Raw genomic sequence first — 21,847 nt, forward strand, 5'->3', positions numbered from 1 at the left:
TGCAATAGGGTGTTTCCGCTCAAAAGAGCACGCTCGTTCCGCCTGGCTCTTTCCTTCCTGGAAGGTTACGCAACGGATGGCACTGCCAGGTCTGGAACTGGGCGCGATAAGGACAGGGATATTCTCACCGGCTCGCCAGTTAAGAATCCAACGGCATTTTACTGGCCATCCAGGAATGAAAAACAATGACGCGTTACTCACGATTATCATTAGCTATTTTGATTGAACTGGGGCTGAGCGCCTCACTGCTCTCCGGCAGCGCCTGGGCAGCAGACACTTCCAGCAAGACGACCAGCAGCCAATCCACTACCGACGCCGAATCGATGAACGGCGGCACGTTGATGGTGACCGCCCAGCAGCAAAACCTGCAGGCACCCGGCGTTTCCACCATCACTGCAGATGAAATTAAAAAGCATCCGCCTGCACGTGATGTCTCTGAAATTATTCGCACCATGCCGGGCGTTAACCTGACCGGTAACTCCACCAGTGGCCAGCGCGGTAACAATCGCCAGATCGATATTCGCGGCATGGGCCCGGAAAACACCCTGATTATGGTGGATGGTATGCCGATCACCAGTCGCAACTCCGTACGTCTGGGCTGGCGTGGTGAGCGTGATACGCGCGGTGATACCAACTGGGTGCCGCCAGAAATGATCGAACGCATTGATGTGATTCGTGGCCCGGCCGCGGTGCGTTACGGTAACGGCGCAGCAGGCGGTGTGGTTAACATTATCACCAGGAAATATACCGATCAGCAGTGGCACGGTTCGTGGAATACCTACTTCAATGCGCCGGAACACAAATCGGAAGGCGCGACCAAACGCACTAACTTCAGCCTCGAAGGGCCGCTGGGTGATGACTTCAACTTCCGCTTGTACGGTGGCTTAGCGAAAACCCAGGCCGATGCTTATGACATCAACGAAGGCCATGCGGCAGCGCGTACCGGTACGTATGCGGGCAGTTATCCTTCTGGTCGTGAAGGCTCGGTCAATAAAGATATCAATGCGTTACTGAGCTGGGCATTTGCTCCGATGCAAACCCTGGAGTTGCAAGCGGGTTACAGCCGTCAAGGCAACCTTTACGCAGGCGATACGCAGAACACCAACACCAGTGCGCTGGTGAAAAGCCTCTATGGCGATGAAACTAACCGCCTGTATCGCCAGAATATCTCGTTGAAATGGACCGGTGCCTGGGATAACGGTGTCAGCACCAATACCTATGCGCGCTATGAGAAAACCCGTAACACCCGTATCAATGAAGGTCTGGCGGGCGGTACGGAAGGTATCTTCTCTAACGATGGTTTCAACACCATTCAGTTAGACGATATTTTGCTGCACAGCGAAGTTAGCATTCCGTTTGAGTGGCTGATTAATCAGACGGCAACGCTGGGCGCCGAATGGAACCAGCAGAGCATGAAGGATCCCTCTTCAACCACTCAGGCTGCTAACTATGGTTCTGTACCTGGCGTGTCGAATACCGGTCGTAGCCCGTATTCGCAGGCGGAAATCTTCTCGCTGTTCGCTGAAGACAACCTGGAACTGACCGACAGCACCATGCTGACGCCGAGTCTGCGTTTCGATCATCACTCGATTGTGGGTAACAACTGGAGCCCGTCTCTGAACCTGTCGCAAGGTTTGGGTGATGACTTCACACTGAAGATGGGGGCGGGCCTGGCTTATAAAGCGCCAAGCCTGTACCAGACTAACCCGAACTACCTGCTGTACAGCAACGGTCAGGGCTGTGCTGCCAGCACCGGTGCCTGTTATCTGCAAGGTAACCCAGACCTGAAAGCCGAAAACAGTTTCAACAAAGAGATTGGACTGGAGTGGAAACACGAAGGCTATCAGGCGGGTCTGACCTGGTTCCGTAACGATTACCGCAACAAGATTGAAGCGGGTTACGCAGCCGTCGGTAAAGCCTCAAACGGCACCACGGATATCTACAAGTGGGAAAACGTACCGAAAGCGGTGGTGGAAGGGCTGGAAGGTACGGTGAATGTGCCGTTCTCGGATAGCGTCAGCTGGAACAACAACTTCACCTACATGCTGCAGAGTAAGAACAAGGAAACTGGGGATCGTCTGTCGATCATCCCGGAATACACTCTGAACTCGACGCTGAGCTGGCAGGCAACGCAGGATCTGTCGCTGCAAACCACCCTGACCTGGTACGGCACGCAAACACCGAAAAAGTATGACTACAAAGGTCAACCGGTGACGGGAAGCGCGGCCGAAAAAGTGAGTCCTTACTCTATCATTGGCCTGAGCGGGACTTATGATGTGAATAAGTACGCCAGCGTCACCCTGGGTATCGACAACCTGTTTGATAAGCGTCACTTCCGCGAAGGTAATGCGCAAACCACCGGTAACGCCACAACAGGCGCCTACCTGTACGGTGCGGGTGCCAATACTTATAACGAATCAGGCCGTACTTACTACATGAGCCTCAACACTCACTTCTAAAGCAGTTGATGCGGTAAATAGCAGCGGGCAATCAGCCCGCTGCTATCTTTACGGTTGACCAGCTCCAGCCTGCCACGGTGCATCTGTACAATGCGCAGCACAATGTTCAGACCTAATCCGCTGCCACCGTAACGCTGATCGCGACGGCGGAAGGCTTGCGTCAGTTCTTCTGCCGCATCGGCCTCAATGCCCGGCCCCTGATCCCACACCTCGATAATCACCTGCTGCTTGTCCTGCTGCATATTCACCTTCACTTCACTGCCTTCCGGGCTGTAGCGTGAGGCGTTTTCCAGCAGATTACGCAGCATCAGGCGCAGCAACACGGCTTCACCCTGTTGCGGAATATCTTTGCCGTGCGGCCACTGCAGTGTTTGCTGTCGCTGTGCATAAAGTTCGGCCATTTCCGGCTGCAGCGGCTGCATGATGTCTTTTTGCCACAGCAACTGCTGATAGTGACCGCCTGCCAGCGCCTGGCCGGCTCGCGACAGCATCAGTAGTTGCTCCACGGTGTGCATCAACTGGTCGATACGTTCAATCAGCATCTCACTCTGCGGCACGTTCTGCTGGTGCAGCAGTTCAAGGTGCAGACGTAAACCGGCCAAAGGGGTACGCAATTCATGCGCGGCATCGGCGGTGAAGAGGCGTTCCTGTTGTAGCGTGTGGTCGAGCCGCGAAAATAGCTGATTAATGGAGGTGGTCACGGCAACGATTTCATCCATTTCTGAATAAACCGGCAGCGGGGTGAGATTATCGGCAGAGCGATGGGCGAGGCTATCCTGCAGGGATCGTAATGGACGAATGATCCAGTTAATCGCCCAGAATGACAGCAGCAGCGTCAGAGCGATCATCACCAGTGAAGGCAACAGCAGTGAAGCGATGGCTTCACGGATCTCATTCTCGACGCGGTCGTTACGCGCCTGAGCAGACAGCGTTTCGTTGACCAGGAAACTGATCTGTTCGCGACTCTCATGCCATAACCAGATGGCGCTCATCACCTGGCAGGTGAGGAGAATCAGCGCCAGCATAATCAGTAACCGCTGACGCATGCTGTTCATTCGCGCACTTCCAGGCGGTAGCCGACGCCACGCACGGTTTTAATACGATCTTTTCCGAGCTTACGGCGCAGATTGTGGATATGAACTTCTAAGGTGTTAGATCCGGGATCGTCATTCCAGCTATAGAGATCCTGCTGCAGCGTTTCGCGATGGACGTTCTGACCGACACGCATTAACAGGCGCGTCAGCAGTGCGAACTCTTTTGGGGTAATTTCCAGTGGACGCTCTTCCAGCAAAACCTGCTGCGAACTGAGATTGAGGGTGAGATCACCTTGTTGCAGCAAATTATCGCTGTGGCCCTGAAAACGACGAATCAGTGCACGCACGCGTGCCTGCAGTTCAACCAGCGCGAAAGGTTTGACCAGATAATCGTCGGCACCGGCATCCAGGCCATCCACGCGATCCTCCAGTGCATCACGCGCCGTCAGGATCAACACCGGTACGTTGATGCCATCGCGCCGCCACTGACGCAGCAGCGTGGCACCATCGCGATCCGGTAAACCCAGATCCAGAACGATCAGGCTGTACTGCCCACTGCGTAAGAAAGCATTACTCTCTGCAGCAGTACTCGCGCAGTCAACAGCATATCCTTGTGCGCTAAGGGCCTGAGCCAGGCCCGATTGCAACAGCGCGTCATCTTCAACGATCAGCAATTTCATTAGTTGTTTTTGTTGATATCCGAGTAGAGGCGGCTTTCAAAGCGTACCAGAGGAATGCGCCGCGTTTTCTGATCTTCAGGCGGCACCGCATAACCAGAAAGATACTGCACAAAGGCGACACGTGCACCGCTGGAAGTGGTAATAAATCCAGCCAGATTATAAACGCCCTGCAGCGAACCGGTTTTTGCTGACACTTTGCCATCCAGTCCGGCTTCATGCAGGCCACCACGATATTGCAACGTGCCGTCATAACCCGCCAACGGCAGCATCGAAATATAGTTCAGCGTTGAGTCGTTTTTCGCAATGTATTGCAGTACCTGCATCATGGTATCTGGCGCAATTAAATCGTGACGCGACAGGCCTGAACCATCGACCTGAATGCTGTTGCCGAGATCGACGCCCGCTTTTTCACGCAGTATGCGGCGTACCGCATCAGAACCGGCGCGGAACGTGCCGGGTACGTTGAAATAGTGATGGCCGATGGTGCGGAACACCGTATCCGCAATCATGTTGTCCGATTTCTTCAGCATGGTGTGCAGCAGATTGTGCAGCGGCGCGGATTGCGTCGATGCGAGCACGGTTCCCGGTGAGGTAACCTGCGTCTGACGCACTAAATGGCCGCTGTAATCGATATCCGCGGCACGCAGTTCGGCCTTGAGGATTTCGCCCGCCCAGGCGGCACCATCTTGCACCGCAAACGCCAGCGGCAAGGGTTCGGCGCGTTGGCGCATGCAGCCGGTCAGCGTGTAGCGGTTCAGTTCGCCTGGCACCACATCCAGTTCGCAATATTGCCCATCACCACTGTTGCGGCCAATGGTACGCACCTGACTGAACATATGTGCCGGATAATAGGACGCAATGCGCACAAAGGCGTTTTCGCCCGGCGTGGTGGCGCTATAGAGCGAGACTGAGAAGCAGTTTTTGTCGACAATGGCCGCCCCAGGTGGGGCGCTGAAGCACTGCGTCAGGTCATTCCACGGCCAGCCGGGTGCCATATCGTGGCTGGCGAACACGGAGGTGTCGATCACCAGATTGCCTTTGATATGCGTAATGCCCTGCTTTTTCAGGGCCGCCACCATGTTGCGCAGATCCTGACGGCTCAGTGTCGGATCGCCACCAAAGCGCGCCACTAAGTCGCCATTGAGCGTGCCATCGCTGACTGCACCCTTGGTTTCCATCGTGGTTTGAAAACGGAAGTCCGGACCGAGTTCCAGCAGGGCCGCCAGCGCGGTAATCACCTTCATGGTACTGGCCGGCAATGCCATCTGTTTGCCGTGATAGTCGATTATCGGGGTTGATGCGCCCACTTTTTGTACCATCAGCGCCAGGTTTGCGCCGTCTGGCAAATACTGCATGTATTCTTCAACGGGGGCTGCTTGTGCCTGCAGCATAAACGCACAGGTTAATCCGGTAACAAGTCGTGAAAATCGCATAATCTCGCGGTAACTGACGGGTGAAGGCGTCAATACTACTTCCCGAGGCGGTGCAAAGTAAACGATGACCCACAGGGAACTCTGGGGTAAAATACGTATCAAAATGCAAAACCGAACCTGACCCGGAAAGCTTTCCGGGTCAGGCTTCTTTTGCTTGTGAAAAGAGGTAACGCGCCGCAGAAGCTGTTTTCTGCTGTCACCGGTCAGGATGACGCCGTTAACCAGGATAGATGACGAGGAGCCAAAATGAATCAGATTCCGATGACGTTGAAAGGCGCTGAGAGCCTGCGTGAAGAGCTGAACGAACTGAAAACCGTGAAGCGTCCGCGCATCATCGCCTCTATTGCCGAAGCCCGTGAGCATGGCGATCTAAAAGAAAATGCCGAATACCACGCTGCCCGTGAAGAACAGGGTTTTTGCGAAGGCCGTATTCAGGAGATTGAAGCCAAACTCTCCAACGCTCAGGTGATTGATATCACGACGATGCCCAAAACCGGCCGCGTGATTTTTGGTGCTACCGTGACCATTTTGAATGTGGATACGGACGAAGAATTCACTTACCGCATCGTGGGTGATGATGAAGCTGACTTCAAACAAAACCTGATTTCAGTGAACTCGCCGATGGCGCGTGGTTTGATTGGAAAAGAAGCAGACGACGTTGCGATTGTGAAGACACCGGGCGGCGATGTGGAATATGAAGTGTTAAAGGTGGAATACCTTTAAGATATTGCTACGCTTTGAAATGTGTAGCCGCATATTGTAAAGAAAGGAAAAAGGCCGCATAGCGGCCTTTTATCCCATGCAGGAGCATGGCACTTTCTCTGCCCGTCATGGCAGCCTTTACGGCTTAATTAACGTGGCAGAGTAATTTTGCGCTCTTTTGCAGGGCGATACAGCACCAGCGTGTTGCCGATGACCTGTACGTTACAAGCTTTTGTTTCACGTACGATAGCGTCAACGATCAGCTGCTTGGTTTCACGATCTTCAGAGGCAATTTTCACCTTGATCAATTCGTGATGCTCGAGCGCCAGTTCGATTTCGGCGAGCACGCCTTCGGTCAAGCCATTACCGCCCAGCATAACAACGGGCTTCAGTGGATGGGCAAGGCCTTTCAGGTGCTGTTTTTGTTTGGTACTCAGATTCATCGTATTTTTTACTTACTCAGGGATTGAAAACGGTTCATTCTACCGCCATCTCGGGTATATCGCCAAATCAACGCGACTCATTGCGTACTGATTTATCGCTACGATGAAGATTTAATTGGAAAAATTATGACGGGTAAAAAGCGTTCGGCCAGTTCCAGTCGCTGGCTACAGGAACACTTTAGCGATAAATATGTGTTGCAGGCACAGAAAAAGGGGTTGCGTTCGCGCGCCTGGTTTAAACTGGACGAAATTCAGCAGGGTGACAAGCTTTTCAAACCCGGCATGACAGTGGTAGATCTGGGTGCTGCGCCCGGCGGTTGGTCGCAATATGCGGTACAACAGATTGGATCGAACGGTCGTATTATTGCCTGTGACTTGCTTCCCATGGACCCGATCGTCGGTGTCGATTTTTTACAGGGCGACTTTCGTGAAGAGGCAGTGCTGAACGCATTGCTGGAGCGAGTAGGTGATCAAAAGGTGCAAGTTGTTATGTCTGACATGGCGCCGAACATGAGTGGTACACCTGCGGTTGATATTCCACGATCGATGTATTTGGTAGAGTTGGCGCTGGAAATGTGTCGGGATATCCTGGCGCCTGGCGGCAGTTTTGTAGTGAAAGTGTTTCAGGGAGATGGCTTCGAGGAATACCTGCGGGAAATTCGCTCCCTATTTACGAAAGTGAAAATTCGTAAGCCAGACGCTTCTCGTTTACGTTCGCGTGAAGTGTACATTGTGGCGACAGGGCGCAAACTATAGCTCTCGGTACCGGAATCAAAGCAAGGCGAACTGCGTTTACTCTGATGTGTAATTCTGAGTTTCAGTGAAAAGCAGTAAAATCATCAGCGCCGCGATTCCAGGTCTGAAGGATATATAGTACCCTACGCTGTCTGTTAACACCGTTGTAATATGAGGTTAATCCCTTGAGTGACATGGCGAAAAACCTGATTCTCTGGTTAGTCATCGCGGTCGTGCTGATGTCTGTCTTCCAGAGCTTTGGGCCCAGCGAGTCGAATGGCCGTAGGGTTGATTATTCAACCTTCCTGTCGGAAGTGAACCAGGATCAGGTCCGCGAGGCACGTATTAACGGGCGTGAGATTAACGTTGTCAAAAAAGACAGTAATAAATATACGACTTACATTCCTGTCAACGATCCAAAGTTGCTTGATAACCTCTTGACCAAAAACGTCAAAGTGATTGGCGAACCACCAGAAGAGCCAAGCCTGCTGGCTTCCATCTTCATCTCCTGGTTCCCAATGCTGCTGTTGATTGGCGTTTGGATCTTCTTTATGCGGCAGATGCAGGGCGGCGGTGGCAAAGGCGCGATGTCCTTTGGCAAGAGTAAAGCCCGCATGCTGACCGAAGACCAGATCAAGACCACGTTTGCTGATGTCGCAGGTTGCGATGAAGCGAAAGAAGAAGTGGGTGAACTGGTTGAATATCTGCGCGAGCCAAGCCGCTTCCAGAAACTGGGTGGTAAGATCCCGAAAGGCGTCCTGATGGTCGGCCCTCCGGGTACCGGTAAAACCTTGCTGGCTAAAGCGATTGCTGGCGAAGCAAAAGTACCGTTTTTCACTATCTCCGGTTCTGACTTTGTTGAAATGTTCGTGGGTGTCGGTGCATCTCGTGTGCGTGACATGTTCGAGCAGGCGAAGAAAGCCGCGCCTTGCATCATCTTTATCGATGAAATCGATGCTGTAGGCCGTCAACGTGGCGCCGGTTTAGGCGGTGGTCATGATGAACGTGAGCAGACGCTGAACCAGATGCTGGTTGAGATGGATGGCTTCGAAGGTAATGAAGGCATCATCGTTATCGCCGCAACTAACCGTCCAGACGTACTTGACCCCGCGCTGCTGCGCCCAGGTCGTTTTGACCGCCAGGTTGTGGTCGGTCTGCCAGATGTCCGCGGTCGTGAACAGATTCTGAAAGTGCATATGCGTCGTGTGCCGCTGGCCACTGACATCGATGCAGCGATCATCGCACGTGGTACGCCGGGCTTCTCGGGTGCTGACCTCGCTAACCTTGTCAACGAAGCGGCACTGTTTGCTGCACGTGGCAACAAGCGTGTGGTCTCGATGGTTGAGTTCGAGAAAGCGAAAGACAAAATCATGATGGGTGCAGAACGTCGCTCCATGGTGATGACGGAAGCGCAGAAAGAATCCACCGCTTACCACGAAGCGGGCCATGCGATTATTGGTCGTCTGGTACCGGAACACGATCCGGTGCATAAAGTGACAATTATCCCGCGTGGACGTGCGCTGGGTGTGACCTTCTTCTTGCCAGAAGGTGACGCGATTAGCGCCAGCCGCCAGAAACTTGAAAGCCAGATCTCAACGCTGTATGGCGGTCGTCTGGCGGAAGAGATCATCTACGGCGCAGAACACGTTTCTACCGGTGCATCTAACGACATTAAAGTCGCCACTAACCTGGCGCGAAACATGGTGACGCAGTGGGGCTTCAACGAGAAGTTAGGTCCGTTGCTGTATGCTGAAGAAGAAGGCGAAGTGTTCCTCGGCCGCTCTGTGGCTAAGGCGAAACACATGTCAGATGAAACAGCACGCATCATCGACCAGGAAGTTAAACACCTGATCGACAGCAACTACCAGCGTGCTCGTGTTCTGCTGGGTGAGAACATGGACATCCTTCACGCGATGAAAGACGCGCTGATGAAGTATGAAACCATTGATGCGCCACAGATTGATGACTTAATGGCTCGTCGTGAAGTTCGCCCACCAGCAGGTTGGGATGATTCAGGCAGCAGCAGTTCATCGGACAACAATGGGACGCCAAAGGCGCCACGTCCGGTTGATGAACCGCGTACGCCAAATCCTGGCAACACCATGTCAGAACAGCTCGACAAGTAAGAGGCCACAAACCTCAGCAAAAACCCCGGCCGGTCCGGGGTTTTTTACATTCAGTGATACCGTGATTCCCAAGGAGATTCCCGCCATGAAGTTGTTCGCCCGTGATTCCCATCTCGATCTGTCGTTTCCCCATGTGATGGGTATTTTGAATGTCACGCCGGACTCCTTCTCTGATGGCGGAACACACAACACATTGGTGGATGCGCTGACCCATACCAATGAGATGGTGAATGCGGGCGCAACCATCATCGATGTCGGCGGGGAATCTACGCGGCCAGGAGCCGATGAAGTCAGCGTAGATGAAGAGTTAGCACGCGTGATTCCGGTGGTTGAAGCTATCGCCCAGCGTTTTGAAGTGTGGATTTCTGTTGATACTTCAAAGACAGAGGTGATCCGTGAATCGGCGCGAGTGGGTGCTCACATCATTAATGATATTCGTTCACTGTCAGAACCGGGTGCATTGGCAGCGGCAGCGGAGACCGGTCTGCCGGTATGCCTGATGCACATGCAGGGCGAACCGCGCACTATGCAGCAAGCACCTGAATATCAGAATATCGTGGGTGAAGTGGACGCTTACTTCCAGGCACAGATTGCACGTTGCGAAGCGGCAGGCATTAAAAAAGAGAATCTGTTGCTCGACCCTGGCTTCGGTTTCGGTAAGAATCTCAACCACAATTATCAACTGCTGGCTGAACTCAGCCATTTCCACCATTTTGGCTTACCACTATTGGTCGGAATGTCGCGCAAATCGATGATTGGCCAGCTGTTAAATGTCGGCCCGACGCAGCGTCTGACCGGCAGCCTGAGCTGTGCGGTGATTGCCGCTATGCAGGGCGCACAAATTATTCGCGTGCATGATGTGAAAGAGACTGTCGAAGCGATGCGTATTGTTGAAGCGACACGGAGAGCAAAAGGATAAAGCATGAGTAATCGTAAATATTTCGGTACAGATGGTATTCGTGGCAAGGTCGGTGAAGCACCGATTACCCCTGATTTTGTCCTAAAGCTGGGTTTTGCTGCGGGTAAGGTTCTGGCGCGCTCTGGATCACGTAAGGTATTAATTGGTAAAGATACGCGTATTTCTGGCTACATGCTGGAATCGGCGCTGGAAGCGGGCCTGGCTGCTGCTGGTTTGTCGGCGGCCTTTACCGGGCCTATGCCAACCCCCGCGATTGCCTATCTGACGCGTACCTTCCGTGCAGAAGCCGGTATCGTGATCTCTGCATCGCATAACCCCTTCGACGATAACGGCATCAAATTCTTCTCTGCAGAAGGCACTAAATTGCCGGATGAAGTGGAAGAGGCCATCGAGCTTGAGTTAGAGAAGCCACTGACCTGCGTTGAGTCCGCTGAGTTGGGGCGCGCCAGCCGTATCGTTGATGCTGCTGGTCGTTATATCGAGTTCTGTAAAGGCACATTCCCGAGCGAGTTAAGTCTTAACGGTCTGAAAATCGTAGTGGATTGCGCCAACGGTGCGACCTATCACATTGCGCCTAATGTGCTGCGTGAATTAGGTGCCAAAGTGATTGCGATTGGCGTGCAGCCCGATGGCATGAACATCAACAAAGAGTGCGGCGCAACCGATCTCCGCATGCTGCAGCAGCGCGTGCTGGAAGAGAAGGCCGATTTGGGCCTTGCTTACGATGGCGATGGTGACCGCATCATGATGGTGGATCATCTGGGCATGAAGGTCGATGGTGACCAGATTCTCTACATCATTGCACGTGAAGCCTTACGTCAGGGGCAACTGCGCGGCGGGGTGGTGGGTACGTTGATGAGTAATATGGGGCTGGAACTGGCGTTGAAACAGCTGGGTATTCCTTTCACACGTGCCAAAGTGGGTGACCGCTACGTGCTGGAAAAAATGCAGGAGAAGGGCTGGCGCATGGGGGCTGAAAACTCCGGGCATGTCATTCTGTTGGATAAAATCAGCACTGGCGACGGTATCGTGGCAAGTTTGCAAGTACTTACTGCTATCGTGCGTAATCACATGAGTCTGCATGATTTGTGCAGTGGCATGAAAATGCTGCCGCAGATTCTGGTGAATGTGCGCTTCAGCGGCAGTCATGATCCCCTTGAATCCGAGAGCGTTAAGGCTGTCAGCGCTGAAGTGGAGAAAACGCTAGCAGGGCGCGGTCGTGTGCTGTTGCGTAAATCGGGCACTGAGCCGCTGATTCGCGTGATGGTCGAGGGTGAAGATGAAGCGTTAGTCACCGAGCTGGCGCATAAAATTGCTGATGCGGTGAAAGCGGTCTAAGCGTGTTAACAGGCGGCGAGATTTCGACTTTCCGCCTGTTAAATCACCATCCTGGCGCTTTTTTCCGCAATCAATAAGGTTCGTGAAAATTGCGCTTGCAGAGGTATGTCCCATTGGTTAGTATTCACACCCGCTTCTGATGGGTGATGACGATACTCCCCGTCAATATTGGTGAAGCTTTAACTGTGCGGATAACGCGCAAGGAAACAGGTTGATTATGTACGAAGCTCTGTTAGTTGTTTTCCTTATTGTTGCGATTGGCCTCGTGGGTCTGATCATGCTTCAGCAAGGCAAAGGCGCTGATATGGGAGCCTCATTCGGTGCAGGCGCCTCTGGTACACTGTTCGGTTCAAACGGGTCTGGTAATTTCATGACACGTATGACTGCAGTACTGGCGACCCTGTTCTTCATCATCAGCTTGATTCTGGGCAATCTGAACACGAATAAGTCTTCTAAAGGAAGCGAGTGGGAAAACCTCACTGCGCCAGCTCAGTCTGAACAGCAGACTCAGCCAGCTAAACCGGCAACCCCGGGCAATGATATCCCGCAGTAACATCGTCAATGCTTTAGCGGCAACATAACGTCGCAGTCAGTGCAGTACCGAGGTGGTGAAATTGGTAGACACGCTACCTTGAGGTGGTAGTGCTCGAAAGGGCTTACGGGTTCAAGTCCCGTCCTCGGTACCAAATCTCAGTAAAACTTGCTTTTTTAGCAAGGTCGGCGTATTATTCGCCACGTTTTCGGACGCGGGGTGGAGCAGCCTGGTAGCTCGTCGGGCTCATAACCCGAAGGTCGTCGGTTCAAATCCGGCCCCCGCAACCACTTTCCCTTAGAGTTCTTTTTCAAATATACTGTATGCATCGACGGACGCATCCTCAGTGTTTTTTTGAAAAAAATTCTTTTGGATTGTGTGCCGATGCCGCTCTGCGGCGTACAGGGTCCAGTGATAAAAAGCCCCGAATTTTCGGGGTTTTTTGTTATCAGGAATCGCAATACTGGGCTATAGGCCCTTTTTTTATGTCTTGGGGGTGGGCTTGTCCACATTAGAGCAAAAATTGACTGATTTGATCACCGCTCCAGTAGAAGCGCTTGGCTACGAATTGGTCGGTATCGAATTCGTTCGCGGTCGCACATCGACTTTGCGCATCTATATTGATAGTGAGAATGGTATCAATGTTGATGATTGTGCCGATGTTAGCCACCAGGTCAGCGCGGTAATGGATGTGGAAGATCCCATTACGGTGGCTTACAACCTTGAAGTCTCCTCGCCAGGTCTCGAGCGTCCTCTTTTCACTGCTGAACACTATGCACGTTTCGCCGGTGATGAGGTGAGCCTGACACTGCGTATGGCCGTACAGAACCGCCGTAAATGGCAGGGGATCATCAAATCCGTGGAAGGTGAGATGATCACGGTAACCGTTGAGGGTAACGATGAGGTGTTCGCGCTGAGTAATATTCAGAAAGCGAACCTGGTCCCCCACTTTTAAAAGTCCGGATTGAGGCTAACCAGGATGAACAAAGAGATCTTAGCTGTAGTAGAAGCCGTTTCTAACGAAAAAGCCCTGCCACGTGAGAAAATCTTCGAAGCGCTTGAGAGCGCTTTGGCCACTGCGACTAAAAAGAAGTATGAGCAAGAGATCGAAGTGCGCGTCAGCATTGACCGTCGCAGCGGTGATTTCGATACTTTCCGTCGCTGGCAAATTGTGGAAGAAGTAACACAGCCGACTCGTGAAATTACGCTGGATGCGGCCCGCTTTGAAGACGAAGCGTTCAATCTGGGCGAATACGTTGAAGATCAGATCGAATCTGTCACCTTCGACCGTATCACCACCCAAACCGCTAAACAGGTTATCGTGCAGAAAGTCCGTGAGGCTGAACGCGCGATGGTGGTTGATCAGTTCCGTCAACACGAAGGTGAAATCATCACCGGCGTGGTGAAGAAAGTAAACCGCGACAGCATCTCACTCGATCTGGGCAGCAATGCTGAAGCCGTGATCGGACGCGAAGATATGCTGCCACGTGAAAACTTCCGCCCAGGCGACCGTATTCGCGGCGTGTTGTACGCTGTTCGTCCGGAAGCGCGTGGTGCACAGCTGTTCGTCACCCGTTCTAAGCCAGAAATGCTGATCGAACTGTTCCGCATTGAGGTGCCAGAAATCGGTGAAGAAGTTATCGAGATCAAAGCGGCAGCGCGCGATCCAGGTTCACGCGCTAAAATCGCGGTGAAAACCAACGATAAACGTATTGATCCGGTCGGTGCTTGTGTGGGTATGCGCGGTGCGCGTGTCCAGGCTGTATCAAGCGAGCTGGGTGGCGAGCGTATTGATATCGTGCTGTGGGACGATAACCCGGCACAATTCGTCATTAACGCCATGGCGCCAGCCGATGTGGCGTCAATTGTGGTGGATGAAGACAATCACACCATGGATATCGCTGTTGAAGCCGGTAATCTGGCTCAGGCGATCGGCCGTAACGGCCAAAACGTGCGTCTGGCTTCCCAACTGAGCGGTTGGGAACTGAACGTGATGACCGTCGATGATCTGCAGGCTAAGCATCAGGCTGAAGCCCACGCAGCGATCGATATGTTCACTAAACATCTCGACATCGACGAAGAGTTCGCCACCGTACTGGTGGAAGAGGGCTTCTCTTCGCTGGAAGAATTGGCTTATGTGCCAATCAACGAGTTGCTGGAAATCGACGGCCTCGACGAAGAGACCATTGAAGCCCTGCGTGAACGAGCAAAAAATGCGTTGACCACCCTGGCATTAGCGAAAGAAGAGAGCCTTGGTAATCAGGAGCCCGCTGAGGATCTTCTGAATCTTGAGGGCCTGGATCGTGCGCTGGCGTATCGCCTGGCGTCCAAAGGCGTTTGCACGCTGGAAGATCTCGCTGAGCAAGGTGTTGACGATCTGACAGATATTGAAGGGCTGGATGATGAGAAGGCCGGTGCGCTGATTATGGCTGCACGTAATATCTGCTGGTTCGGCGATGACGCGTAATAACAGGAAGGAACAGCATGACAGATGTAACCGTAAAATCGCTGGCCGCCGAAATTCAGACTCCGGTCGATCGCCTGGTACAGCAATTTGCTGACGCAGGGATCCGCAAGTCTGAAAACGATGCGGTGTCCCAGCAAGAGAAAGAAACCTTACTGTCCCATTTGAATCGTGAGCACGGTCAGACCGGTTCAAGTAAACTGACATTACAGCGCAAAACGCGCAGCACCTTGAATATTCCCGTCACCGGGGGTAAAAGTAAGTCGGTGCAAATCGAAGTCCGCAAAAAACGCACATACGTGAAAGGTGATGCTGAGTCTGAGCAAGCTCAGGCAGAAGCTGAAGCCGAGGCGCAGCGTGAAGCGGAAGAGCAGGCGCGTCGCGAGGCAGAAGAACAAGCCCGTCGCGAAGCTGAACAAAAAGCGCAACGTGAAGCCGAAGATAAAGCCAAGCGCGAAGCCGCTGAAAAGGCCAAGCGTGAAGCAGCGGAAAATGAGAAAGTGACTAATCAACCTACCGATGAAGTAACCAAGGCTGCGCAGTCTGATAAGGCGCGTCGTGAAGCCGAAGCGGCTGATCTGAAACGCAAAGCGGAGGAAGAAGCACGCCGTAAGCTGGAAGAAGACGCTCGCCGTGTGGCAGAAGAAGCCCGCCGCCTGGCTGAAGAGAAATCAGCTGAATGGGAAAAACCAGAGGAAGAAGACAAAGGCGACTACCATGTCACCACTTCCACTCATGCCCGTCAGGCTGAAGACGAAAACGACCGCGAAGTAGAAGGCGGACGTGGACGTGCGCGTACCACCAAAGCAGCGCGCCCAGCCAAAAAAGGCAACAAGCATTCTGAAGCGAAAACTGATCGCGAAGAAGCGCGTGCGCAGTTCCGTGGTGGTAAAGGTGGTAAAAACCGTAAGCCAAGCGCACTGCAGCAGGGCTTCAACAAACCCGTTCAGGCTGTTAACCGTGATGTGATCATCGGCGAAACCATTACTGTTGCCGAGCTGGCAAACAAAATGGCGGTGAAAGGTTCACTGGTTATCAAAGCGATGATGAAAATGGGCGCAATGGCGACCATTAACCAAGTCATCGACCAGGAAACAGCCCAGTTGGTTGCGGAAGAAATGGGTCACAAAGTGATCCTGCGCCGCGAGAACGAACTGGAAGAAGCGGTGATGGACGATCGTGATACCGATGCAGCGCAGGAGTCACGCGCTCCGGTGGTCACTATCATGGGTCACGTTGACCATGGTAAAACCTCGCTGCTGGACTATATCCGCTCAACCAAAGTCGCTTCAGGCGAGGCTGGCGGTATTACACAGCATATCGGTGCTTACCACGTTGAAACTGACAACGGTATGGTAACCTTCCTGGATACCCCGGGCCACGCCGCGTTTACCGCGATGCGTGCACGTGGTGCGCAGGCAACGGATATCGTAATTCTGGTGGTTGCTGCCGATGACGGCGTGATGCCACAGACTATCGAAGCCATCCAGCACGCCAAAGCGGCCAAAGTGCCGGTTGTGGTTGCAGTGAACAAGATTGATAAGCCAGAAGCAGACCCGGATCGCGTGAAGAATGAACTGACCCAGTACGGAATCATTCCGGAAGAGTGGGGCGGTGAAAACATGTTCGTTAACGTCTCTGCGAAAGCGGGTACCGGTATTGATGACCTGCTGAATGCGATTCTGCTGCAGGCTGAAGTTCTGGAACTGACCGCCATTCGTGAAGGTATGGCGAGCGGCGTGGTCATCGAATCCTTCCTCGACAAAGGTCGTGGCCCGGTTGCGACCGTGCTGGTGCGTGAAGGTACGCTGAACAAAGGCGATATCGTACTGTGCGGCTTCGAATACGGCCGTGTCCGTGCGATGCGTGACGAACTGGGTCGTGAAGTGCTGGAAGCGGGTCCATCCATTCCAGTGGAAATCCTCGGTCTGTCTGGTGTGCCAGCAGCGGGTGATGAAGCGACTGTTGTGCGTGATGAGAAGAAAGCACGTGAAGTTGCACTGTATCGTCAGGGCAAATTCCGCGAAGTGAAACTGGCGCGTCAGCAGAAGTCGAAGTTGGAGAACATGTTCGCCAACATGACCGAAGGCGAAGTGTCCGAGCTGAACATCGTGCTGAAGTCCGACGTACAGGGTTCGGTGGAAGCGATCTCCGACTCGCTGCTGAAACTCTCCACCGACGAAGTGAAGGTGAAGATTATCGGTTCGGGCGTGGGTGGTATCACCGAAACCGACGCGACCCTGGCAGCGGCTTCCAACGCCATCATTCTCGGCTTTAACGTCCGTGCTGACGCTTCTGCGCGTCGCGTGATTGACGCTGAAAACGTGGACCTGCGCTACTACTCCGTTATCTATAATCTGATTGACGAAGTAAAAGCAGCCATGAGCGGCATGCTGGCACCGGAATTCAAACAGCAGATCATTGGTCTGGCCGAAGTGCGTGACGTGTTCAAGTCACCGAAATTTGGCGCCATTGCTGGCTGTATGGTCACCGAAGGCAACATCAAACGTCACAACCCGATTCGCGTACTGCGCGACAACGTGGTGATTTACGAAGGCGAGCTGGAATCTCTGCGTCGCTTTAAAGACGATGTCAACGAAGTGCGTAACGGCATGGAGTGTGGTATCGGCGTGAAGAACTACAACGACGTTCGCGTTGGTGACATGATCGAAGTCTTTGAAGTGATTGAAATTAAACGCACCATCGATTGATCATCACTTGATGTGTTGCAATTTGGGAGGCCTCTGGCCTCCCGAATTATTTGGGAGAAAGAAAAAATGGCAAAAGAATTTGGCCGCCCACAGCGCGTATCTCAGGAACTGCAGAAAGAAATCGCAATTATCCTGCAACGTGAAATTAAAGACCCGCGCCTCGGCATGATGGTAACGGTATCCGGCGTAGAAGTGTCGCGCGACCTGGCGTATGCCAAAGTCTTCGTGACCTTTTTGAATGACCAGGATGAAGATGCGGTAAAAAATGGTCTGAAGGCGCTGAAAGAAGCCTCAGGTTATATCCGTATTCTGGTGGGGAAAGCGATGCGTCTGCGTATCGTACCTGAACTGACCTTCTTCTATGACAACTCGCTGATCGAAGGCATGCGCATGTCTAACCTGGTCAGCAACGTGATCAAAAGTGACGTTGAGCGTCGTGGCGAAAGCCCGGCGGAAGATGACAAGGAGGACTAATGAGTCGTCCTCGTCGTCGCGGTCGCGACGTCCACGGTGTGTTTTTGCTGGATAAGCATCAGGGCGCATCCTCGAACGATGTGCTGCAGAAAGTGAAGCGTCTGTTCCATGCTAACAAAGCGGGTCACACGGGTGCGCTTGATCCCCTGGCAACAGGCATGCTGCCGATCTGCCTCGGTGAAGCGACGAAGTTCTCGCAGTTCCTGCTCGATTCCGATAAACGCTATCGCGTTATTGCCCGCCTCGGCGAGCGTACCGATACCTCAGACGCTGATGGCAATATCGTCGAAACGCGCCCGGTGACCTTCAATCAAGCCCAGCTTGATGCGGCGCTGGAGAGCTTCCGTGGTGACACCTTACAAGTACCCACCATGTTCTCTGCGTTGAAGTACCAGGGCCGCAAGCTGTATGAATACGCGCGTGAAGGCATTACCGTACCGCGTGAAGCACGACCGATCACCGTGTTTGAACTGCAGTTTATTCGCTGGGAAGGGGATGAGCTGGAGCTGGAAATTCACGTTTCCAAGGGCACCTATATTCGCACCATCATCGATGACCTCGGCGAGAAGCTCGGCTGCGGCGCACATGTGATTATGTTGCGTCGTTTGCAGGTGGCAAAGTATCCGATTGATCGCATGATCACCTTTGAGCAGTTGCAGGCGATGGCGGCTGAAGCCAACGCAGCAGAAACGCCAGACTACCGTGCACTGGATGCACTGCTGCTGCCAATGGATAGCCCTGCGGAGGAGTTCCCGATCGTCAATTTGCTGCCCTCTGTCGCCGCTTATTTCAAACAGGGGATGCCGGTGCAGGTGGCGAATGCGCCTGAACAGGGATTGGTGCGTGTTACCGAAGGTGAAGAACATAAATTTATCGGCATGGCAGAAATCGCTGAGGATGGACGCGTGGCGCCGCGTCGTCTGGTGGTCGAGTTTCCCGCCTAATCAACACATTCACGTTTGAGCTAACGGCGCATTTGCGTTGCAATCAGGCGAAGAGTAGAATAGCGCGGCTTTTAAAGCGGGCTGCTGAATTAGAGATCGGCACCCAACCATTCATTTATTATTTCGGAGTTTATTATGTCTCTAAGCGTAGAAGCTAAAGCAGAGATCGTTGCTAAATTCGGTCGTGGTGCTAACGACAGCGGTTCAACTGAAGTTCAGGTTGCTCTGCTGACTGCTCAGATTAACCACCTGCAGGGTCACTTCTCTGAGCACAAAAAAGACCACCACAGCCGTCGCGGTCTGCTGCGCATGGTATCTCAGCGTCGTAAGCTGCTGGACTACCTGAAGCGTAAAGACGTTGCACGTTACACCAGCCTGATCGAAACCCTGGGTCTGCGTCGCTAAGTCTGAAGAATTTGATCAACGATGTAGCACATGCACTATGCAGAAAAGCGCATCTGACGATCAGATTTGTGCGAGTTTCGCGAAAAGGGGGCCTTTATGGCCCCTTTTTTCGAGCAATCCGCAGCATTCCGTACCAAACTCATGTATTGTTGCTGAGAGTGATCTTTGCTTGCAGCGTTTCGCGCGGCTAATGAGAGGCTTTACCGCATGAGCGGTTGAAGATTGTCATTAGTCGCGAGGATGCAACTAAAGATCGGTAAACCCCGGCGAGCTCAAAAGTGCTCTGCCCCTCGTATTTAAGGACTTAAATTTTGCTGAACCCGATCGTACGCAAATTCCAATATGGTCAGCATACCGTCACGCTGGAAACCGGCATGATGGCGCGCCAGGCCACTGCAGCAGTTATGGCGAGCATGGACGACACCGCGGTATTCGTGACTGTTGTTGGCCAGAAAAAAACCAAACCAGGTCAGGATTTCTTCCCGCTGACGGTTAACTATCAGGAGCGTACTTACGCTGCTGGTCGTATCCCGGGTAGCTTCTTCCGTCGTGAAGGCCGTCCAAGCGAAGGCGAAACCCTGATTTCTCGTCTGATTGACCGTCCAGTGCGTCCACTGTTCCCGGAAGGTTTCATCAACGAAGTGCAGGTTATTGCGACCGTTGTGTCTGTTAACCCACAGGTTAACCCGGACATTGTTGCGATGATCGGCGCATCTGCCGCGCTGGCGCTGTCAGGCCTGCCATTCAACGGCCCAATCGGTGCAGCACGTGTGGGTTATATCAATGACCAGTACGTTCTGAACCCAACCGCTGATGAAATCAAAACTTCACGTCTGGACCTGGTGGTTGCAGGTACTCAGAACGCGGTTCTGATGGTTGAATCTGAAGCAGAAGTACTGACAGAAGACCAGATGCTGGGCGCGGTGGTGTTCGGCCACGATCAGCAGCAGGTTGTTATCGAAAACATCAACGCACTGGTTGCTGAAGCAGGCAAACCACGTTGGGACTGGCAGCCAGAGCCAGCGAACGATGCACTGATTGCACGTGTTGCTGCACTGGCAGAAGCCGGTATTGCTGATGCTTACCGCATCACTGATAAGCAAGAGCGTTACACTCAGGTTGGCGCAGTTAAAGACGCGACTATCGCTGCCCTTCAGGCTGAAGACGAAACGCTGGATGCTGGCGAAATCGCTGACATCGTTCACGATCTCGAGAAGAGCGTCGTGCGTAGCCGTATCATCCGTGGTGAGCCACGTATCGATGGCCGCGAAAAAGATATGATCCGTGGTCTGGATGTACGTACTGGCGTGCTGCCACGTACTCACGGTTCTTCTCTGTTCACCCGTGGTGAAACGCAGGCACTGGTTACCGCAACACTGGGTACCGCCCGTGATGCGCAGAACCTGGATGAGCTGATGGGCGAGCGTACTGATAGCTTCCTGTTCCACTATAACTTCCCTCCATACTCAGTGGGCGAAACCGGCATGGTTGGCTCACCGAAGCGTCGTGAAATTGGTCACGGCCGTCTGGCGAAGCGTGGCGTGCTGGCAGTGATGCCGAAGCAGGAAGAGTTCCCGTACACCGTCCGTGTGGTGTCAGAAATCACCGAATCTAACGGTTCTTCTTCAATGGCTTCTGTGTGTGGTGCTTCTCTGGCACTGATGGACGCAGGCGTACCGATCAAAGCAGCCGTAGCCGGTATTGCGATGGGTCTGGTTAAAGAAGACGAAAACTTCGTGGTTCTGTCTGACATCCTGGGCGATGAAGATCACCTCGGCGATATGGACTTCAAAGTAGCGGGTAGCCGCGACGGTATCACTGCACTGCAGATGGATATCAAAATTGAAGGTATCACCCGTGAGATCATGCAGGTTGCACTGAATCAGGCTAAGGGCGCGCGTCTGCACATCCTGAGCGTGATGGAGCAGGCCATCAGCACCCCACGTCAGGAAATCTCTGAGTTCGCACCACGTATCTATACCATCAAGATCAGCTCTGACAAGATCAAAGATGTTATCGGTAAAGGCGGTTCTGTTATCCGTGCGCTGACCGAAGAAACCGGCACCACCATCGAAATCGAAGATGATGGCACCGTGAAAATCGCAGCAACCGACGGCAACAAAGCGAAGGAAGCGATTCGTCGTATCGAAGAGATCACCGCTGAAATCGAAGTGGGTCGTATCTACTCTGGTAAAGTGACGCGTATCGTTGATTTCGGTGCCTTCGTGGCAATCGGCGGCGGTAAAGAAGGTCTGGTCCATATCTCTCAGATCGCTGATAAGCGTGTTGAGAAAGTGACCGACTATCTGCAGATGGGTCAGGAAGTTCCAGTGAAAGTGATGGAAGTGGACCGTCAGGGCCGCGTACGCCTGAGCATCAAAGAAGCGACAGAGCAGAAACCAGCGGAAGAAACCCCTGCTGCAACGAATGCATCTGACGCCGAGTAAG

General features: G+C 53.1%; 18 protein-coding genes and 2 tRNA genes. 16 read left to right on the forward strand and 4 right to left on the reverse strand.

The window, feature by feature from the left end; all coding sequences use genetic code 11:
• The first annotated feature begins 185 nt into the window (after positions 1–185).
• Positions 186–2,459, forward strand: coding sequence for a TonB-dependent siderophore receptor (locus tag QMZ65_RS17385; RefSeq protein ID WP_283216423.1), 2,274 nt, complete (start codon positions 186–188; stop codon positions 2,457–2,459).
• Here the strand turns inward: QMZ65_RS17385 and pmrB are convergent.
• Genes pmrB through dacB form a run of 3 tightly spaced genes read right to left on the reverse strand, consistent with a single transcriptional unit; the run spans position 2,456 to position 5,606 of the window.
• Positions 2,456–3,514 carry a two-component system sensor histidine kinase PmrB gene (gene pmrB / locus QMZ65_RS17390; RefSeq protein ID WP_283216424.1) on the reverse strand — a complete coding sequence of 353 codons (1,059 nt, stop codon included), beginning with the start codon at positions 3,512–3,514 and terminating at the stop codon, positions 2,456–2,458. The genes QMZ65_RS17385 and pmrB overlap by 4 nt on opposite strands.
• Positions 3,511–4,173, reverse strand: coding sequence for a two-component system response regulator PmrA (pmrA, locus tag QMZ65_RS17395; protein ID WP_034826547.1), 663 nt, complete (start codon positions 4,171–4,173; stop codon positions 3,511–3,513). Before pmrA ends, pmrB begins: the two co-directional genes overlap by 4 nt.
• Positions 4,173–5,606 carry a serine-type D-Ala-D-Ala carboxypeptidase gene (gene dacB / locus QMZ65_RS17400; RefSeq protein WP_058959462.1) on the reverse strand — a complete coding sequence of 478 codons (1,434 nt, stop codon included), beginning with the start codon at positions 5,604–5,606 and terminating at the stop codon, positions 4,173–4,175. Before dacB ends, pmrA begins: the two co-directional genes overlap by 1 nt.
• Positions 5,607–5,852: 246 nt before the next feature.
• Between dacB and greA the strand changes: the two genes are divergently transcribed.
• Positions 5,853–6,329: a transcription elongation factor GreA gene (gene greA / locus QMZ65_RS17405; protein ID WP_034826545.1), complete on the forward strand. Its 477-nt coding sequence runs from the start codon at positions 5,853–5,855 to the stop codon at positions 6,327–6,329.
• Positions 6,330–6,457: 128 nt separating this feature from the next.
• Here greA and yhbY read toward each other — a convergent pair whose 3' ends face one another.
• The gene (yhbY, locus tag QMZ65_RS17410) at positions 6,458–6,751 is read right to left on the reverse strand and encodes a ribosome assembly RNA-binding protein YhbY (RefSeq protein WP_034826542.1); all 294 of its coding nucleotides are present in this window, start codon (positions 6,749–6,751) and stop codon (positions 6,458–6,460) included.
• 126 nt (positions 6,752–6,877) lie between these two features.
• Between yhbY and rlmE the strand changes: the two genes are divergently transcribed.
• From rlmE to pnp, 14 genes are all read left to right on the forward strand, one after another.
• Positions 6,878–7,507 (forward strand): 23S rRNA (uridine(2552)-2'-O)-methyltransferase RlmE, encoded by a 630-nt coding sequence (gene rlmE, locus QMZ65_RS17415; protein WP_034826540.1) that lies wholly within the window; start codon positions 6,878–6,880, stop codon positions 7,505–7,507.
• Between the two features lie 173 nt (positions 7,508–7,680).
• On the forward strand, positions 7,681–9,612 hold the full coding sequence (gene ftsH / locus QMZ65_RS17420) for an ATP-dependent zinc metalloprotease FtsH (RefSeq protein ID WP_034826538.1): 1,932 nt from the start codon (positions 7,681–7,683) through the stop codon (positions 9,610–9,612).
• 85 nt (positions 9,613–9,697) lie between these two features.
• Positions 9,698–10,531, forward strand: coding sequence for a dihydropteroate synthase (gene folP / locus QMZ65_RS17425; RefSeq protein WP_283216425.1), 834 nt, complete (start codon positions 9,698–9,700; stop codon positions 10,529–10,531).
• Positions 10,532–10,534: 3 nt separating this feature from the next.
• On the forward strand, positions 10,535–11,869 hold the full coding sequence (glmM, locus tag QMZ65_RS17430) for a phosphoglucosamine mutase (RefSeq protein ID WP_034826534.1): 1,335 nt from the start codon (positions 10,535–10,537) through the stop codon (positions 11,867–11,869).
• A 217-nt stretch (positions 11,870–12,086) separates the two neighbouring features.
• Positions 12,087–12,422, forward strand: coding sequence for a preprotein translocase subunit SecG (secG, locus tag QMZ65_RS17435; protein WP_034826531.1), 336 nt, complete (start codon positions 12,087–12,089; stop codon positions 12,420–12,422).
• 46 nt (positions 12,423–12,468) lie between these two features.
• Positions 12,469–12,555, forward strand: a tRNA-Leu gene (locus QMZ65_RS17440).
• A 59-nt stretch (positions 12,556–12,614) separates the two neighbouring features.
• A tRNA-Met gene (locus QMZ65_RS17445) sits at positions 12,615–12,691 on the forward strand.
• A 212-nt stretch (positions 12,692–12,903) separates the two neighbouring features.
• Complete coding sequence (gene rimP, locus QMZ65_RS17450) at positions 12,904–13,356, forward strand: ribosome maturation factor RimP (protein ID WP_034826528.1); 453 nt, start codon at positions 12,904–12,906, stop codon at positions 13,354–13,356.
• A gap of 24 nt (positions 13,357–13,380) precedes the next feature.
• Positions 13,381–14,868, forward strand: a complete 1,488-nt coding sequence (gene nusA / locus QMZ65_RS17455; RefSeq protein WP_034826526.1) for a transcription termination factor NusA — start codon at positions 13,381–13,383, stop codon at positions 14,866–14,868.
• Positions 14,869–14,885: 17 nt separating this feature from the next.
• On the forward strand, positions 14,886–17,576 hold the full coding sequence (gene infB / locus QMZ65_RS17460; RefSeq protein ID WP_034826524.1) for a translation initiation factor IF-2: 2,691 nt from the start codon (positions 14,886–14,888) through the stop codon (positions 17,574–17,576).
• 66 nt (positions 17,577–17,642) lie between these two features.
• Positions 17,643–18,050 carry a 30S ribosome-binding factor RbfA gene (rbfA, locus tag QMZ65_RS17465; protein ID WP_034826517.1) on the forward strand — a complete coding sequence of 136 codons (408 nt, stop codon included), beginning with the start codon at positions 17,643–17,645 and terminating at the stop codon, positions 18,048–18,050.
• Positions 18,050–18,994: a tRNA pseudouridine(55) synthase TruB gene (truB, locus tag QMZ65_RS17470; RefSeq protein ID WP_058959446.1), complete on the forward strand. Its 945-nt coding sequence runs from the start codon at positions 18,050–18,052 to the stop codon at positions 18,992–18,994. The genes rbfA and truB overlap by 1 nt, the downstream gene beginning before the upstream one ends.
• A gap of 135 nt (positions 18,995–19,129) precedes the next feature.
• Entirely contained in the window at positions 19,130–19,399 is a 270-nt protein-coding gene (gene rpsO / locus QMZ65_RS17475) for a 30S ribosomal protein S15 (protein ID WP_034826514.1), read from the forward strand.
• A 311-nt stretch (positions 19,400–19,710) separates the two neighbouring features.
• Positions 19,711–21,846, forward strand: coding sequence for a polyribonucleotide nucleotidyltransferase (pnp, locus tag QMZ65_RS17480; RefSeq protein WP_097118208.1), 2,136 nt, complete (start codon positions 19,711–19,713; stop codon positions 21,844–21,846).
• The last annotated feature ends 1 nt before the right edge of the window (position 21,847 follow it).

The organism is Pantoea sp. EABMAA-21 (assembly GCF_030053335.1).
GTDB classification, from domain to species: Bacteria; Pseudomonadota; Gammaproteobacteria; order Enterobacterales; family Enterobacteriaceae; genus Pantoea; species Pantoea communis.